The organism is Terrimesophilobacter mesophilus, assembly GCF_014200375.1.
Classification (GTDB): domain Bacteria; phylum Actinomycetota; class Actinomycetes; order Actinomycetales; family Microbacteriaceae; genus Terrimesophilobacter; species Terrimesophilobacter mesophilus.
The window spans coordinates 208,186-222,989 of the sequence record NZ_JACHBP010000001.1 but is presented as its reverse complement, the minus strand read 5'-3'; the positions used below and the strand labels follow the sequence as shown (position 1 = coordinate 222,989).

Annotated in this window: 12 protein-coding genes; all 12 read left to right on the top strand. The window is 69.1% G+C overall.

Annotation, left to right across the window (positions count from 1 at the left end):
- The first annotated feature begins 41 nt into the window (after positions 1–41).
- The 12 genes from BKA04_RS01065 to BKA04_RS12195 all read left to right on the top strand — a co-directional run bounded on the left by BKA04_RS01065 (position 42) and on the right by BKA04_RS12195 (position 14,768).
- Complete coding sequence (locus tag BKA04_RS01065) at positions 42–704, top strand: TetR/AcrR family transcriptional regulator (RefSeq protein WP_167309626.1); 663 nt, start codon at positions 42–44, stop codon at positions 702–704.
- Complete coding sequence (locus BKA04_RS01060) at positions 701–1,606, top strand: ABC transporter ATP-binding protein (RefSeq protein ID WP_104094759.1); 906 nt, start codon at positions 701–703, stop codon at positions 1,604–1,606. The genes BKA04_RS01065 and BKA04_RS01060 overlap by 4 nt, the downstream gene beginning before the upstream one ends.
- Complete coding sequence (locus BKA04_RS01055) at positions 1,603–3,198, top strand: ABC transporter permease (RefSeq protein WP_104094758.1); 1,596 nt, start codon at positions 1,603–1,605, stop codon at positions 3,196–3,198. The genes BKA04_RS01060 and BKA04_RS01055 overlap by 4 nt, the downstream gene beginning before the upstream one ends.
- A 31-nt stretch (positions 3,199–3,229) precedes the next feature.
- A complete protein-coding gene (locus BKA04_RS01050) occupies positions 3,230–4,474 on the top strand; it encodes an NAD(P)/FAD-dependent oxidoreductase (protein WP_104094757.1) in 1,245 nt (414 codons plus the stop codon).
- A gap of 80 nt (positions 4,475–4,554) precedes the next feature.
- Entirely contained in the window at positions 4,555–5,235 is a 681-nt protein-coding gene (locus BKA04_RS01045) for a hypothetical protein (RefSeq protein ID WP_104094756.1), read from the top strand.
- A complete protein-coding gene (locus tag BKA04_RS01040; RefSeq protein ID WP_104094755.1) occupies positions 5,232–6,035 on the top strand; it encodes a class I SAM-dependent methyltransferase in 804 nt (267 codons plus the stop codon). The genes BKA04_RS01045 and BKA04_RS01040 overlap by 4 nt, the downstream gene beginning before the upstream one ends.
- A 42-nt stretch (positions 6,036–6,077) precedes the next feature.
- Positions 6,078–7,634 carry a DNA polymerase Y family protein gene (locus tag BKA04_RS01035; protein WP_104094754.1) on the top strand — a complete coding sequence of 519 codons (1,557 nt, stop codon included), beginning with the start codon at positions 6,078–6,080 and terminating at the stop codon, positions 7,632–7,634.
- A gap of 43 nt (positions 7,635–7,677) precedes the next feature.
- On the top strand, positions 7,678–11,091 hold the full coding sequence (locus tag BKA04_RS01030; RefSeq protein WP_104094753.1) for an error-prone DNA polymerase: 3,414 nt from the start codon (positions 7,678–7,680) through the stop codon (positions 11,089–11,091).
- A gap of 44 nt (positions 11,092–11,135) precedes the next feature.
- Positions 11,136–11,855 (top strand): SOS response-associated peptidase, encoded by a 720-nt coding sequence (locus tag BKA04_RS01025; protein WP_104094752.1) that lies wholly within the window; start codon positions 11,136–11,138, stop codon positions 11,853–11,855.
- Positions 11,852–12,715, top strand: a complete 864-nt coding sequence (locus BKA04_RS01020) for a hypothetical protein (RefSeq protein ID WP_221233995.1) — start codon at positions 11,852–11,854, stop codon at positions 12,713–12,715. Before BKA04_RS01025 ends, BKA04_RS01020 begins: the two co-directional genes overlap by 4 nt.
- 2 nt (positions 12,716–12,717) lie before the next feature.
- On the top strand, positions 12,718–13,389 hold the full coding sequence (locus BKA04_RS01015) for a response regulator transcription factor (protein WP_104094751.1): 672 nt from the start codon (positions 12,718–12,720) through the stop codon (positions 13,387–13,389).
- Positions 13,389–14,768: a sensor histidine kinase gene (locus BKA04_RS12195; RefSeq protein WP_167309625.1), complete on the top strand. Its 1,380-nt coding sequence runs from the start codon at positions 13,389–13,391 to the stop codon at positions 14,766–14,768. Before BKA04_RS01015 ends, BKA04_RS12195 begins: the two co-directional genes overlap by 1 nt.
- Positions 14,769–14,804 lie beyond the last annotated feature (36 nt).

Sequence of the window (14,804 nt, the reverse complement as noted above, 5' to 3'; positions counted from 1 at the left end):
ATCACTTGACGATGGTTATACAACTGTATAGTCTGCTGAACGTGCGTACAGCCGACCCGTCACCGGAGAGCGACCTCACCGCTCGCGCCCGCCTCCGGAACTCGGCCATCGAGGTCTTCGCCGCCCGCGGATTCGGCGCCAGTGTTCGCGACATCGCGGCACACGCCGGCGTGAGCGCGGGGCTCATTACCCACCACTTCGGCTCAAAGGAGAACCTGCGCAAGGAGTGCGACACCGAGGTCGTCCGCCTGTATCGGGCCCTCAAGACCGATGGCGTCGCCATGCCGCCCGCCCAGTCGATGACGATGATCGCGGAACTCGACGACTACGCCGCGATGTTCGTCTACATCCTGCGCAGTGTCCGAGAAGGCGGGGCAGCGGGCAGGGAGATCCTCGAGCACATGATCGAGGAGGCGATCACGTTCTCCGAGGAGGGCGTGGCCACGGGTGTCGTCCGGCCGAGCCGCGACCCCGTCGCCCGCGCACGGTACCTCGTCACGTCGAGCCTCGGCGGCATCCTGCTTCAACTCTCGCTGCGGCCGCAACTCGACCTCGGTGAGGTCGGCCCCACGGTGCGCAGGATCGTCGACGAGATCACCCTCCCGACGCTCGAGGTCTACACGGAGGGCGTCCTCGCCGACAGCAGCTACCTGGATGAATATCTCCACTACGCCTCAACCCATGAATCGGAGAACACACCATGACCACGACACTCGCTGTCGACGTCGCAGGGCTCGAGAAGAACTTCGGCTCCACCCGAGCGCTCGACGGGCTCGACCTGCGCATCGAGACGGGAACCGTCGCAGGCTTCCTCGGGCCGAACGGCTCCGGCAAGACGACGACCATCCGCATCCTGCTCGGCCTCCTGAGGTCGGATGGCGGGCGCGCGATGCTTCTGGGCGGCGACCCCTGGAAGGATGCCGTCGCGCTGCACCGCCGCATCGCCTACGTGGCCGGTGACGTCACGCTTTGGCCGAACCTGACCGGTGGCGAGGCCATCGACATCCTCGGCTCACTGCGCGGCGACCTCGATCGCACGCGGGTGGACTCTTTCCTCCAGCGCTTCGACCTGGACCCCACGAAGAAGGCGCGCAGCTACTCCAAGGGCAACCGGCAGAAGGTCGGTCTCGTCTCCGCATTCGCGAGCCGCGCGGAACTGCTCTTCCTCGACGAACCGACGAACGGACTCGACCCGCTCATGGAGGGGGTGTTCACCGAGTGCGTCGCGGAAGCGAGGGCAGAGGGCACTTCGGTGCTCCTGTCGAGCCACATCTTCGCCGAGGTCGAGAAGCTGTGCGACACCGTGACCATCATCCGGGACGGGCGAACCGTCGAATCCGGCACGCTGTCGGAGCTGCGTCACCTCCAGCGCTCGACGATCACCGTGACGCTGGACGGCGACCCGTCGGTGCTTTCCACGCTCGACGGCGTGAACGACCTGGTGGCCGACGGCGGGCACGCGACGTTCACCGTCGACAGCGGAGCGCTGCCGAGAGTGCTCGCCGCCCTCGCGCCACTCAACCCGAGAGAACTCGTGTCCTCTCCCCCGTCGCTCGAAGAACTCTTTCTCCGCCACTACGGAGTGCACGCGGCGGCCACGGAATGAGCACCACCGGCATTCTCACGATGATGCGCTTCATCGTGCGCCGCAACTGGCTCAGGATGCTCATCTGGCTCGTCGTGCTCGCCGGGATGATCCCGCTCGTGATCGACTCCCAGCGCGAACTCTTTCCGACCCAGGAGGCTCGCGACGCGTACGCCCAGGTCGCGAACACGCCGGCGATCGCGGCCCTCACCGGCCTGCCCTACGCTGCCGGGACGCTCGGCGGCATCCTCAACATCAAACTGTGGATGACTCTGGCCGTCGCGCTCTCGCTCGCGGTCGTCTTCCTGGTCACCCGCAACGGCCGCGCCGAGGAGGAGGGCGGCCGCACCGAGCTCCTGAGAGCGGGCGTTCTCGGGCGGCACGCCTACTCACTCGCGAACTTGATCGTGTTCACCGTCTTCGCCGCCATCGTCGGACTGGCGTGCTCTGCGCTCGCCATCAGCCAGGGACTTCCCGCGGGAGGTTCCGTGTTCATGGGCGCATCCTTCGTCGGCGTCGCGCTCGTCTTCCTCGGGATCGCCGCCGTCACGGGCCAGCTCACCACGACGAGTCGCGGGGCGAACGCGCTGGCATCGGCCGTCCTCGCCGTCGCCTACCTCATCCGTGCGGGTGCCGACGTCGAGGCAGACGATGACCGCGCGGCGTGGTTCACCTGGCTCTCCCCCATCGGATGGGGCCAGCAGATGAGATCGTACGGCGAGAACCTCTGGTGGCCGTTCATCGTGTGCGTCGTCGTCGCCGTCCTCCTGTGCTGCATCGCGCTTGCACTTGAGCGCAGGCGGGATCTCGGCGCAGGCATCCTGCCCGATCGGGTCGGACGTCGCGGCGCATCCGCTTTCGGGCGCACCCAGCTGGGCCTGACGCTGCGGCTCCAGAGGTCTTCTATCATCGGGTGGACGGTCGGCATCCTCGTCGGTGCACTGTTCTTCGGCGGCGTCGCCACAGCGATGGCGAATCTGCTCACGGGCGACAATCCGATCGCGCAGGCCTTCATCGGAGAGTCGAAGGACGTCCTGGACGGTCTGCTCGGCTTCTTCACGATGGCCAACGCCCTGCTCGTCGCCGCGTTCGCCCTGCAGAGCAGCGACACGATCCGGTCGGAGGAGTCGACCGGGCGCGCCGAAGCACAGTGGTCGTCCGCGATCTCGCGGATCCGTTGGGCAGGCGTCCGCATGATTGTTCCGGCCGTTCTGTCGCTCATTCTGCTGGCCCTGAGCGGTGCTGCGATCGGGCTCGCGTTCGGCGCCGCTGTCGGGGATGCGAGCCAGGCCCCCCGGTTCATGGTCGCGTCGATCGCCTACTGGCCGTCGATCCTGCTCGTCATCGGGGTCGTGGTCCTGTGCGCGGCGTTGATCCCCCGCGCCGCTTCGGCCGTGACGTGGGGTCTCTACGGTGTAGCGGTCGTGCTCTCCATGTTCGGAGACCTCTTCGGTCTTCCGGACTGGGTCGTGCGGAACACGCCGTTCACCGCTGTGCCGCGTCTCGGCCAGGACTTCGCAGCCCTCCCGCTCATCGTGCTCACGGCGCTCGCGATCGTCGCGGGTGCGTTCGGGCTGTGGAGGCTCCGCACGAGGGACATGACGAGCGCCTGAGAGGACTGCCGGCTCTGGATATGGTTATCCCATGAGCACGCAGATCAGGCACGTCGTCGTCATCGGCGCAGGGATGATCGGTCTCACGACCGCGTGGTATCTGCAGGGGCGCGGAGTCGCCGTCACGGTCGTCGATCGCAAGGGCGTCGCGGCCGGATCGAGTTGGGGCAACGCCGGATGGCTCACCCCGGCCCTCACGCTCCCCCTCGGCGAGCCGTCGATTCTCCTGTCCGGCCCCAAGGCGATGCTGAGCTCCAAGTCGCCGCTCTACATCCCGCTCGCACTCGACCCGAAACTCATCCGCTTCCTGCTCGGCTTCGCCTGGCATGCCCTTCCCCGCCAGTGGCGGAAGTCGATCGAGATCTTCGCGAAGGTCAACCCTCTCGCGATGGAGCCGTTCCACGAGCTCGCCGCCGGTGGCGTCACGGAGCCGGTCAAGGAGGCCAGGCCCTTCCTCGCCGGGTTCCTGAGTGACAAGGACCGCAAGGTCCTCCTCCACGAGTTCGAGGTCGTGAGGAACAGCGGTGGATCGGTCGACTTCGACCTCGTCACGGGCGATGAGCTCCGAGCGATCGAACCCACACTGTCGGATGCCGTGGCCTCCGGCGTGCTCCTGCGCGGCCAGTACTTCATCAACCCGCCGAAGTACGCCGAGTCGCTCGGCGCCGCCGTCGTGAAGCGCGGGGCGGTGCTCAAGACCGGGTTCGATGTCGTGGACATCAAGGACACGAGCTCGGGTGTGACGGTGATATCAGGCACCGGGGATTCGGTCGAGGCCGACGCCGTCGTCATCGCGACCGGCGCCTGGCTGAACGCCCTGACTCGCCGATTCGGCGTGAAAGCCATCGTGCAGGCCGGCCGCGGGTACAGCTTCAGCGTGAAGCCCGAGGTCATCCCCTCGCATCCGATCTACTTCCCGACGCAGCGTCTGGCCTGCACCCCGCTCGGCGACCGGCTCCGCATCGGCGGGATGATGGAGTTCCGCAGCGTCGACTCCGCGCCCGACAACCGCCGCATCCAGACGCTCGTGGATGCCGGCCGCCCGGTGTTCCAGGGAGTCGACTGGAGCGCGCGCGAGGAGGAATGGGTCGGTGGCCGCCCCGTCACGGCAGACGGCCACGCTCTCATCGGCGCGACGAAGAACCCGCGTGTGTTCGTCGGTGGCGGTCACGGCATGTGGGGCATCGCGCTCGGGCCGCTCACCGGCAAGCTGCTCGCCGGTGCCGTCGTCGGCGAGCCGGACCCGCTGCTGAAGAACTTCGACCCGTTGCGGTGATCAGCCGGCGCTAGTCGACCCCCGGCGGTTGCAGGGATCTTCTGGTTGTCAAGATCGAACTCATGTTCGATAATTGACGGATGTCGAACCTTGCGCTGGCGCTCCCCGCCCGGGATGAGCAGGTGCGCGAGCTCCAGGAGCGCATCCGGCAGCTGCAGTCGACCAGGCTCGACACCCGCGCCCTGCCCACCCATCCGGCGATCGCCCGGTTGCTGCCGGGCGGCGCCCTCCGGGAGGGTGCCACCTACTCCGTCGACCGCTCGCTCACCCTGCTCATGCTGCTGCTGGCCGCACCGTCGGCCGCAGGGGCGTGGTGCGGCGTCGTCGGTGTCCCCGAGTTCGGCATCGAGGCAGCCGCAGGATTCGGAATCGACCTCGAGCGGCTGGTGCTCGTCCCCCACCCCGGCGACCAGTGGCTCGCCGCGACCGCCGCGATCGCGGATGCACTGGGTGTCATCGTCACGCGACCGCCACGGCAGGCGAGCGAGGCGAGCGTCGCGCGGCTCTCCGCACGCCTGCGCAAGCGCGGGGCCACCATGCTCGTCCTGGGCACCTGGCCGCAGAGCGAGGCCATGCTGAGCCTGACCGAGAGCGCCTGGACCGGGATCGGTGACGGCCACGGCAACCTGCAGTCGCGGGAAGTGACCGTGACCGTCACGAGCCGGATGGGCGGGCGTCCGCGCAGTGCGCGCATCCGCCTGTCGGGAACTGCTGCACAGCCCGGGCCTGCCGCACCCCCGGGGTCTATTCTCTCGGCATGAGCTTCAACGACGTGCCGGCGGAGGCCTACGACCGCTTCATGGGCCGGTACTCGACGCTGCTGGCGCCACTGTTCCTCGATTTTGCTGGCCTCGATTTCGCCGACCTCGATCTGGCGGCGGCGTCCGGTGAGGGGATGCGCGTACTGGATGTCGGATGCGGCACCGGCGCGCTCACCGCCGAGCTCGCCACCCGCTTCGGCCAGGAGTCGATCACCGCGGTCGACCCCTCTCCCCCGTTCATCCAGGCGGTACGCGAACGCTACCCGCAGGTCGATGCCCGGGAGGCGAGCGCCGAAGAACTGCCGTTCCCGGCGGGCTACTTCGATGCCGCGGTCGCACAACTCGTCGTGCACTTCCTCGCCGACCCCGTCGCCGGCCTCCGGGAGCTGCAGCGCGTGACCAGGGGCGGCGGGACGATCGCCGCCTGCGTCTGGGATTTCGCGGGCGAGAACTCCCCGCTCAGCGTGTTCTGGCGCGCAGCTCGCGAGCTCGACCCGCAGGTTCGGGATGAATCGCTCCTGCCGGGCGCGCGAGAGGGGCACCTTGAGGAGCTCTTCGTCTCCGCCGGGCTGCAGGACGTCGTCGAGGGGGCACTGGAGATCAGCAGAGGGCACAGCGGTTTCGACGAATGGTGGGCGCCGTACGCGGGAGGGGTCGGCCCGGCAGGGGTCTACCTCGCGGGCCTCGACCCCGATCGTCGATCCGAACTGCGGGAACGCTGCCGGGCCGAACTTCCCTCCGGACCGTTCGTCCTCAGCGCCCGCGCCTGGGCGGCGCGCGGCAGGGTCGAGGTGGCCTGACTCGTACTGGCATTTATCGAACACATGTTCGATAATGATGGGATGTCCAGCCTCGCCCCCGACCGCGTCATGCTGGTGTGGTGCCCCGACTGGCCGGTCGAGGCCGCCATCCGCCTGCACGGGCACACCGCTGCGACCCCGATCGCCGTCATCCAGACCGGTCGCGTGTACGCGTGCTCCGCTCCCGCACGCGCCCAGGGGGTCTCCCGCGGACTCAAGCTGCGCGAGGCCCAGGCCCGCTGTCCGGCGCTCCTCGTCACTCCGTGGCGACCGGAGGACGACGCCCGCGCCTTCGAACCGGTCCTCGTGGCGATCGAGGAGCTCATGCCGGGCGTCGAAGCGCTGCGCCCCGGCGTCTGCGCCATCCGGGCCAGGGGTCCGGCCGCCTACTACGGCGGAGAGGAGGAGGCGGCCCTGTGGCTCCTCGACCGCCTCGACGAGCTCGGGGTCCTCGGCACCCGCATCGGCATCGCCGACGGGGTGTTCACGGCGGAGCAGGCGGCCAGGCAGCGCCCGGTGCAGCGGTGGGCGCAGCGCATCCGCACCGTCCCGGCAGGGGCCGCAGCAGAGTATCTCGCTCCCCTGCCCATCAGCGTGCTCGAGGACGCGCCCGTCACGACCCTCCTGCGCCGGCTCGGCGTCTACACGCTCGGCGACTTCGCCGCCCTCGCCGCCGGCGATGTGCGCGACCGTCTCGGCGAGCAGGGGGCCCGCCTGCACGCCCTCTCCGGCGGGCTCGACTCTCGCCCCGTCGTGGCACGCACCCCGCCGGACGACCTCGACTGCTCGATCGACTTCGAACCGGCCGTGGACCGCATCGACCAGGTCGCGTTCGGGGTGCGCGCCCTCGCCGACCGGTTCGTGGCAGGGCTCACCGCCGCGAGGCTCGTCTGCACGTCGCTGTGCGTCGAACTGGAGGCAGAACGCGGCGAGCTCTCCGTGCGCACCTGGCTCCACCCGCGTTCCTTCACGGCATCCGATGTCGTCGACCGCGTGCGCTGGCAGCTGCAGGGCGGTGCGAGCGAGGTGGGCCTCCTCTCCGGCATCGTCTCCGTGCGGCTCAGCCCGGCATCCGTCGACTCGATCGGCAACCACGAGGAGGGGCTCTTCGGCGGAGGACCGGATGAGCGCATCCACCACGCCCTCTCCCGTGTGCAGGGGATGCTCGGTCGCCAGGCGGTGCTCACGGGCGCGGTCGGCGGAGGACGCGGGCCCGCCGACCGCGCGACGCTCGTGCCCTGGGGCGATCGACTCGTGCACGAGCGGGAGCCGTCCCCTCCGTGGCCAGGACGGCTGCCCGATCCGGCACCCTCGACCGTGTTCGAGCCGCCGCGCCCCGTGACGGTGTTCTCGGCATCCGGCGACGAGCTCGCCATGGATGACCGCGGAGCGCTGTCCGCGGCGCCGTCGGGCATCTCGAGCGGTCCATCGGCACTGCACGTCGCCGCCTGGGCCGGCCCGTGGACCGTCGACGAGCAGTGGTGGGACCCGCAGCATGCGAGCAGGGTCAGCCGATTGCAGGTCGTCGACACGACGGGCACGGCCTGGCTTCTCGCCCTCGAACACGGCCGCTGGTGGGCAGAGGGCAGGTACGACTGATGGGCGCCGTGCTGGTGGGCGCCGTGCGGAGAGGCGCAGCCTGATGGGCTTCAAGAATCCGCCGATTCCCTGGTCGGAGTTCGAGAAGACCCTCTCCGACGGGCGCCGCCCCGGCACGGCGCCCCCGGTCGGCGCGGATGGCGGCGACAGTCCCGCGTGGTCCCGCAAGCGCGCGCCGTACCGCCCGGCGGTGGTCGCCCCTCCCACCGGCGCGGTCGTGCCGTACGCGGAACTGCACGCGCACTCCAACTTCAGCTTCCTCGACGGGGCGAGCTCGCCGGAGGAGCTCACCGAGGAAGCATCCCGGCTCGGCCTGCACGGTCTCGCGATCACGGACCACGACGGGTTCTACGGGGTCGTTCGGATGGCGGAGGCGGCCGAGGAGTTCCCGCAGCTTGCGACCGTGTTCGGGGCGGAACTCTCGCTCGGACTGGCCGCACCGCAGAACGGTGTCGCCGACCCGCACGGCAGCCACCTCCTCGTGCTGGCGCGCGGGCAGGACGGCTACCACCGGCTCTCCGGGGCGATCACCGCCGCCCAGCTCGCAGGGGCGGAGAAGGGCCGTCCGCTCTACGACCTCGACGACCTCGCCAAACGTGCGGGCGGCCAGTGGCTCATCCTGAGCGGATGCCGGAAGGGTCGGGTGCGCCAGGCGCTCGTCGCCGAGGGGCAGCCCGCCGCCTCGCGGGAGCTCGAGCGCCTTACCGGACTGTTCGGCAGGGACAATGTGGTCGTCGAGCTGCACCACCACGGAAGCCCGCTCGATGACGCCCACAATGACGCCATGGCCGCGATCGCAGCCCGGCAGGGACTCCCGGTCATCGCGACGGGCAACGTCCACTACGCGACCCCTGAGCGGCATCGGCTCGCCACGGCGTTGGCCGCGGTGCGCGCCCGCAGGAGCCTCGACGACCTGGACGGCTGGCTGCCGGCATCCGGAGCCGCGTACCTGCGCAGCGGGGCGGAGATGGCCGCACGGTTCGCTCGCTACCCTGGGGCGATCGAGCGCACGGTCGAGTACGCGGACGACCTCTCGTTCCGACTGCGCAGCATGAAGCCGGGCCTTCCGCGGCAGGAGGTGCCGCCGGGTCACACCCCGATGAGCTGGCTGCGGCACCTCGTGTGGGAGGCGGTGCCGGCGAAGTACCCGCACGCGAGCGCGGAGGACCGGGACCGGATCGAGCGCGAACTCGCCGTCATCGAGCAGAAGGACTTCCCCGGCTACTTCCTCATCGTGCACGACATCGTGCGGGAGGCGCGCCGCCGCGGCATCCTCTGCCAGGGCAGGGGTAGCGCGGCGAACTCGGCCGTGTGCTACCTGCTGAACATCACGGCCGTCGACTCGATCTACTACAAGCTGCCGTTCGAGCGGTTCCTGTCGAGCCTGCGCGAGGAGGAGCCGGACATCGACGTGGACTTCGACTCCGACCGGCGGGAGGAGATCATCCAGCACGTGTACCGCAAGTACGGCAGGCACAACGCCGCACAGGTCGCGAACGTCATCAGCTACCGGCCGAAAGTGGCCGTGCGTGACATGGCGAAGGCCCTCGGGCACTCGCCTGGGCAGCAGGATGCGTACTCGAAGCAGGTCGAACGCTGGGGCGCGCTCGTGGAATCCGGCGACCACGACATCCCCGAGCCGGTCATCGAGCTCGCCCAGCAGGTGCTCACCTTCCCCCGCCACCTCGGCATCCACTCCGGAGGCATGGTGCTCACCGACCGGCCGGTGGGAGAGGTCGTGCCCATCGAGCACGGCCGCATGGACGGCCGCACCGTCGTGCAGTGGGACAAGGACGACTGCGCCTGGATGGGTCTCGTGAAGTTCGACCTCCTCGGACTCGGCATGCTCGCGGCCCTGCAGTACTGCTTCGACCTCGTGCGCGAGAACCTCGGCGAGCCCTGGGAGCTGTCGACGATCCCCAGGGAGGAGGCCGGCGTCTACGACATGCTCTGCCGCGCGGACTCGATCGGGGTGTTCCAGGTCGAGTCGCGTGCGCAGATGGGCCTGCTGCCGAGGCTCCAGCCGCGACGGTTCTACGACCTCGTCGTGGAGATCGCGATGATCCGTCCCGGCCCGATCCAGGGCGGAGCCGTGCACCCCTACGTGCGGCGCAAGCTCGGACGCGAGAAGGTGACCTACGCGCATCCGAAGCTCGTCGAACCGCTCGAGCGCACGCTCGGCATCCCGGTGTTCCAGGAGCAGCTCATGCAGATGGCCATGGCGGTCGGCAACTGCACGGGAGAGGATGCCGACCTCCTGCGCCGCGCTATGGGCTCCAAGCGCGGCATCGAGCGCATCGAGAAGCTGCGCGAGAAGCTCTACGCGGGGATGGCGGAGAACGGTCTGTCTCCGGAGGTCTCGGATGACATCTACGGCAAGATCCAGGCGTTCGCGAACTTCGGGTTCGCCGAGAGCCATTCCCTGAGCTTCGCCCTGCTCGTCTACGCGAGTTCCTGGCTCAAGCTCCACTACCCCGCTGCGTTCCTCGCCTCGCTGCTGCGCGCCCAGCCCATGGGGTTCTACTCCCCCGCATCGCTCGTGGCGGATGCGCGCAGGCACGGCGTCGAGGTGCGCAGGCCCGATGTGCTCCACAGCGGGGCGCAGGCCGGGCTGGAGCCGCTCGGGCTGGAGCAACTCGGGAGGGACACCCCCGCGCCTCGGGACGGCTGCCTGGCGTTCGACCAGCCTCCGGTCGGTGCGTTCGACCGTGCGGCAGCGTTCAGCACGGACGATCATCGGCGGGATGCGCGGGTGGCGGTGCGGCTCGGCCTCGCCGAGGTCAAGGGCATCGGGGAGGCGGTTGCGACGCGGATCGTCGCCGAGCGCGACGCTCACGGCCCCTACCGCGACCAGGCCGACCTTGTGCGCCGGGTGGGGCTGACATCTCCCCAGCTGGAATCCCTCGCGGCGGCAGGCGCGTTCGAGGGGTTCGGTCTCGCGATGCGGGAGGCGATCTGGATGGCGGGCTCTGCCGCCCAGGATCGTGCGGAGTTCCTGGAGGGCACGCTCGTCACCGTGCAGCCACCGCTGTTCCGGATGCCGACCGGCGCGGAGACCCTCATGGCCGACCTGTGGGCGACCGGGATCTCCACGGACGACCACCCCATCCGGCACCTGCGCCCCCTTCTCGAGGAGCGCGGAGCGCTCACGGCGTCGCAACTGGCTGTGGCGGAGAGCGGGAGGCGCATCGAGGTCGGCGGCGTCGTCACCCACCGGCAGCGCCCGGCGACCGCGAGCGGAATCACCTTCATGAATCTCGAGGACGAGTCCGGTCTCGTGAACGTCATCTGCAGCGCGGGGGTGTGGAAACGGTATCGGAGGGTCGCGCGGGAGTCGTCGGCCATGGTCGTCCGCGGCATCCTCGAACGCTCACCGGAGGGAGTCACCAACCTGCTGGCGGATCGTCTCAAACCGCTCCTGCTGGCAGCGCGCACGTCGTCGCGGGATTTCCGGTAGCACGCGTCACGACGCGGGTCGGTGCCCCGGGGTAGCGTTGAGGCATGTGCGGACGCTTCGCCCTCGACGACCACGTCAACGAGCTCATCGAGGAATTCGTGGCGACCGGCGGCGACTATGACGACTGGGTTCCCGCCTTCTCGATCGCCCCGACGAACCGCGCCCCGATCGTGCGGGAGCGGGCTTCATCGGATGGTGCCGTGCAGCGCAGCATCGACCTCGCGACCTGGGGGCTCCGGCCCGCGTGGGCGAAGCCGGGCGGACCGGCCCCGATCAACGCCCGCATGGAGACACTGGCCACGAACGGGATGTTCCGCACCGCCTTCGCCGGGCAGCGCTGCCTCGTTCCGATGACCGGATACTTCGAGTGGACCGAGGAGAAGGACGGCAAGCAGCCGCATTTCATCCACGGCGGCGGCGGGACGCCGACCCTCGCTGCCGCAGGACTCTACGCCGCGCGCAAGGACGGCGATTCCTGGGCGATGAGCTTCACGATCGCCACGCGCGAGGCGAGGGACGCCGGCGGAGCGCTCCACGAGCGGATGCCGGTGTTCCTGGAATCCGACACCTGGGCCGACTGGCTGAACCCGGCGAAGGCCGGAACGGCAGGCGGGCCGGAGGCGAGCGCCCTCGTGGCGCTGCTGGAGGAGAGCTCGACGGCCGTCGCGAAGACGCTCGAATCGCATCCGGTCGACCGCAGAGTCAACAACACCCGCGCGGCCGACCCGCACGACGCGGGACTCATCGAAGCTCTGACGTCATGATTCCGTCACTCGGCCTCCTGCTCGACGTCGACGGCCCCATCGCGAGCCCCGTCGAACGACGGATCGCCATCCCGAGCATCGTCGAGGACCTCGTGACACTCGCGAGCCTCGGGGTGCCGATCGCCTTCATCACAGGCCGCAGCGACACCTTCGTGCGCGAAGAGGTCGTCGCACCGCTGCAACGCGCCGGGCTCCCGGATGGGGTGCGGATGTTCGGTGTCGGTGAGAAGGGCGGCGTCTGGTTCCCGATCACCTCGGACGGTATCGGCGAACTCGCGATCGACCGCGAGCTGGCCCTGCCGGAGGACTACGTGACAGAGTTCCGCGAGCTCGCGGAGCTGCGATTCTCCGACACGATGTTCTTCGACAACACGAAGTACGCGATGATCTCGCTCGAACAGAATCGCGACACGAGCGCCGAGGACTACGCATTCGCGCAGGAACAGGCGAACCAGGCGGCATTCGACCTGCTCGTCGAGTACGGGCTCGGCGCACGCTACGGCGCGCAGGAGTTCGCCGATGCTGACGGGCGCGTCGCCTTCCGGATCGACCCGACCATCATCTCCACGGATGTCGAATCGGTTCTGCTGGACAAGGATCGAGGTGCGGCCCGCGCACTCGACTACTTTCGGGGCAACGGCGAGCTCCCGACGCTGTGGCGCACCGTCGGAGACTCGCGCAGCGACTACCTCATGGCTGACTATCTGCACGGCGAAGGGTTCGATGTGGCCCACGTCGACGTACGCCCTGCCGACGGCATCCTCGAGAGGCCGTATCGGGTCATCACCGAGCGCGACCTCATCCACGACGACGCGGGTGCCGCGTTCCTGCGGCACTGGGTGCTGGCGCTCGGGGGGTAGGGATGCACATTCTGGTCGTCGAGGACGACTCGGAGATGGGGGCGCTCCTGGTGCGCGGGCTCACTGAGGAGGGCCACCGAGCCACCCTGGTGTCGAACGGTGTGGACGCGCTCGTCGCGGCGCAGGAGGATCCGCCGGCGCTCGCGGTGATCGACGTGATGCTCCCCGGCATGAACGGGTTCGAGGTCTGTCGCAGGCTCCGCGAGTCCGCGGCTGACGTGGCGCTGCTGCTGCTCACCGCCCGCAGCAGCGTGGAGGATCGGGTGTTCGGACTCGACGCCGGCGCGGACGACTATGTCACGAAGCCCTTCGCGTTCGCTGAGCTGAACGCTCGGGTTCGAGCCCTGTTGCGGCGGGACAACCACTCGGGAATGGTCACGGTGTCCATCGGGTCGCTGAACCTGGACTCCTTGAGCCAGTCGGCCACCATCGGCGGGAAGACGATCGCGTTGAGCCCGAAGGAATTCGTCCTTCTCAGGCTCCTCGCGATGAATCCAGGGCAGCTCGTCACCCGGAATCGCATCCTGACGGAGGTGTGGGGCGGAACAGAGCATATCGACACGAACATCGTCGACCAGTACCTCAGCTACCTTCGGCGCAAGCTCAGCCAGAGCGCATCCGGATTGCGGATCGCGACCGTGCGCGGCGAGGGCTACATTCTGGATGTGGCATAGTGCTCCTCTCGCGACTGTCGATCCGTTGGCGCATCACCATCGGGAGCCTCGTCATCGCCGTCCTGTTCTTCGGTGCGGGCGCCATCGTCGCGAAGAACCAGATCGCATCGGTCCTCTCCTCGACGGCGGAGACCCTGCTCGAGCACGATGCCGCGCCGTATGTCATCGAGATCAGGAACGGGGCGCACGAGGTCGATCAGCCCGGCCACGCGCAGCTCGTCGCGATCATCGATCCGGCTGGGGTGCTTCAGCGCACGACCCTTCCTCCCGAATTGGCGCCGCGGCTTTCGGAACTCGAGCGATTCGTCGGCGAGCCGCGTGAGGTCGCTGCCGGGGATGGCAATTACCTCGCCCTGTCGACGCCGGTGGCGACGACGAAGGGCGAATGGACCGTCGTGACCGCGAGGAACCTCGAGGCATCCGCTCTGCTCCTGGATCGGATCACCGGAACGCTCGTCATCGGGGCGCTCATCCTCGTCATCGGATTCGGCATCGCGTCGTGGTTGCTCACCGGGGCGGCACTGCGGCCGGTGGCGCGCATGAGGCGCGAGGCGAGCGAGCTGAGCAGAAGCGGGTCCCTGGCTGAACTTCCCGTCGGTCCGGCCCGCGACGAACTGTCTGCGCTCGCCACAACGCTGAACGAGTTCATCCGCGTCCAGCGGGCAACGGCGGAGCGTGAGCGTCAACTCGTGTCGGATGCGAGCCACGAGCTGCGCAGCCCGCTCGCGGTGCTCATGGCCCAGCTCGAACTCGCCCACTTGAGCAGTGGAGACGCCGCGGCGCTCGAAGAGCAGCTCACCGCGGCTGAGAAGTCCGCCCATCGAGTGTCCGAACTCGCTACCCGCCTGCTCGAACTCTCGGAGGCGGAAGCCCACGTCGGCAACGAGACGAGCAGCTGGGAGGAGCTCGTCGCCGAGGTCGGTGACGCTGCCGACAGTGCACGCCTGGCCGGTCTGCGGTCGGGCGTGACGGTGGAATTCCAGACCACATCGGACGGCAGGGAAGTCCGTTATGCGCTCGATCGCTGGGGTTTCCGCCGTGTCATCGACAACCTGACCGGCAACGCGACCACCGCGATGCCGGAAGGCGGGGAACTCACTCTGAGTCTGAACCAGCGTGCGAACGACGTGGAGCTCGTCATCGAGGATGATGGTCCTGGAATACCGGCCGAGTTCCTGCCCAGAGTGTTCGACCGCTTCACCCGACCCGATGAGTCCCGCACGGCCTCCACGGGAGGCAGCGGACTCGGGCTCGCCATCGTGCACGCGCTCGTCGCGTCGGCGGGAGGAGAGGTCAGCCTCGTCAACCGGATGCCGCACGGTGTGCGCGCCGCCGTCGTCATCCCTGCGGATCCGGATCCGGAGGCGCACGCTTCCTGAACGATCTCTCAGGCACAGGGCCCGTTCTTTCGAGCA

Coding starts and splice junctions, on each gene's coding strand:
- BKA04_RS01060 (WP_104094759.1), top strand. CDS start 701: ATGACCACGACACTCGCTGTCGACGTCGCAGGGCTCGAGAAGAACTTC.
- BKA04_RS01050 (WP_104094757.1), top strand. CDS start 3,230: ATGAGCACGCAGATCAGGCACGTCGTCGTCATCGGCGCAGGGATGATC.
- BKA04_RS01020 (WP_221233995.1), top strand. CDS start 11,852: ATGATTCCGTCACTCGGCCTCCTGCTCGACGTCGACGGCCCCATCGCG.
- BKA04_RS01030 (WP_104094753.1), top strand. CDS start 7,678: ATGGGCTTCAAGAATCCGCCGATTCCCTGGTCGGAGTTCGAGAAGACC.
- BKA04_RS01015 (WP_104094751.1), top strand. CDS start 12,718: ATGCACATTCTGGTCGTCGAGGACGACTCGGAGATGGGGGCGCTCCTG.
- BKA04_RS01025 (WP_104094752.1), top strand. CDS start 11,136: ATGTGCGGACGCTTCGCCCTCGACGACCACGTCAACGAGCTCATCGAG.
- BKA04_RS01055 (WP_104094758.1), top strand. CDS start 1,603: ATGAGCACCACCGGCATTCTCACGATGATGCGCTTCATCGTGCGCCGC.
- BKA04_RS01045 (WP_104094756.1), top strand. CDS start 4,555: ATGTCGAACCTTGCGCTGGCGCTCCCCGCCCGGGATGAGCAGGTGCGC.
- BKA04_RS01035 (WP_104094754.1), top strand. CDS start 6,078: ATGTCCAGCCTCGCCCCCGACCGCGTCATGCTGGTGTGGTGCCCCGAC.
- BKA04_RS01040 (WP_104094755.1), top strand. CDS start 5,232: ATGAGCTTCAACGACGTGCCGGCGGAGGCCTACGACCGCTTCATGGGC.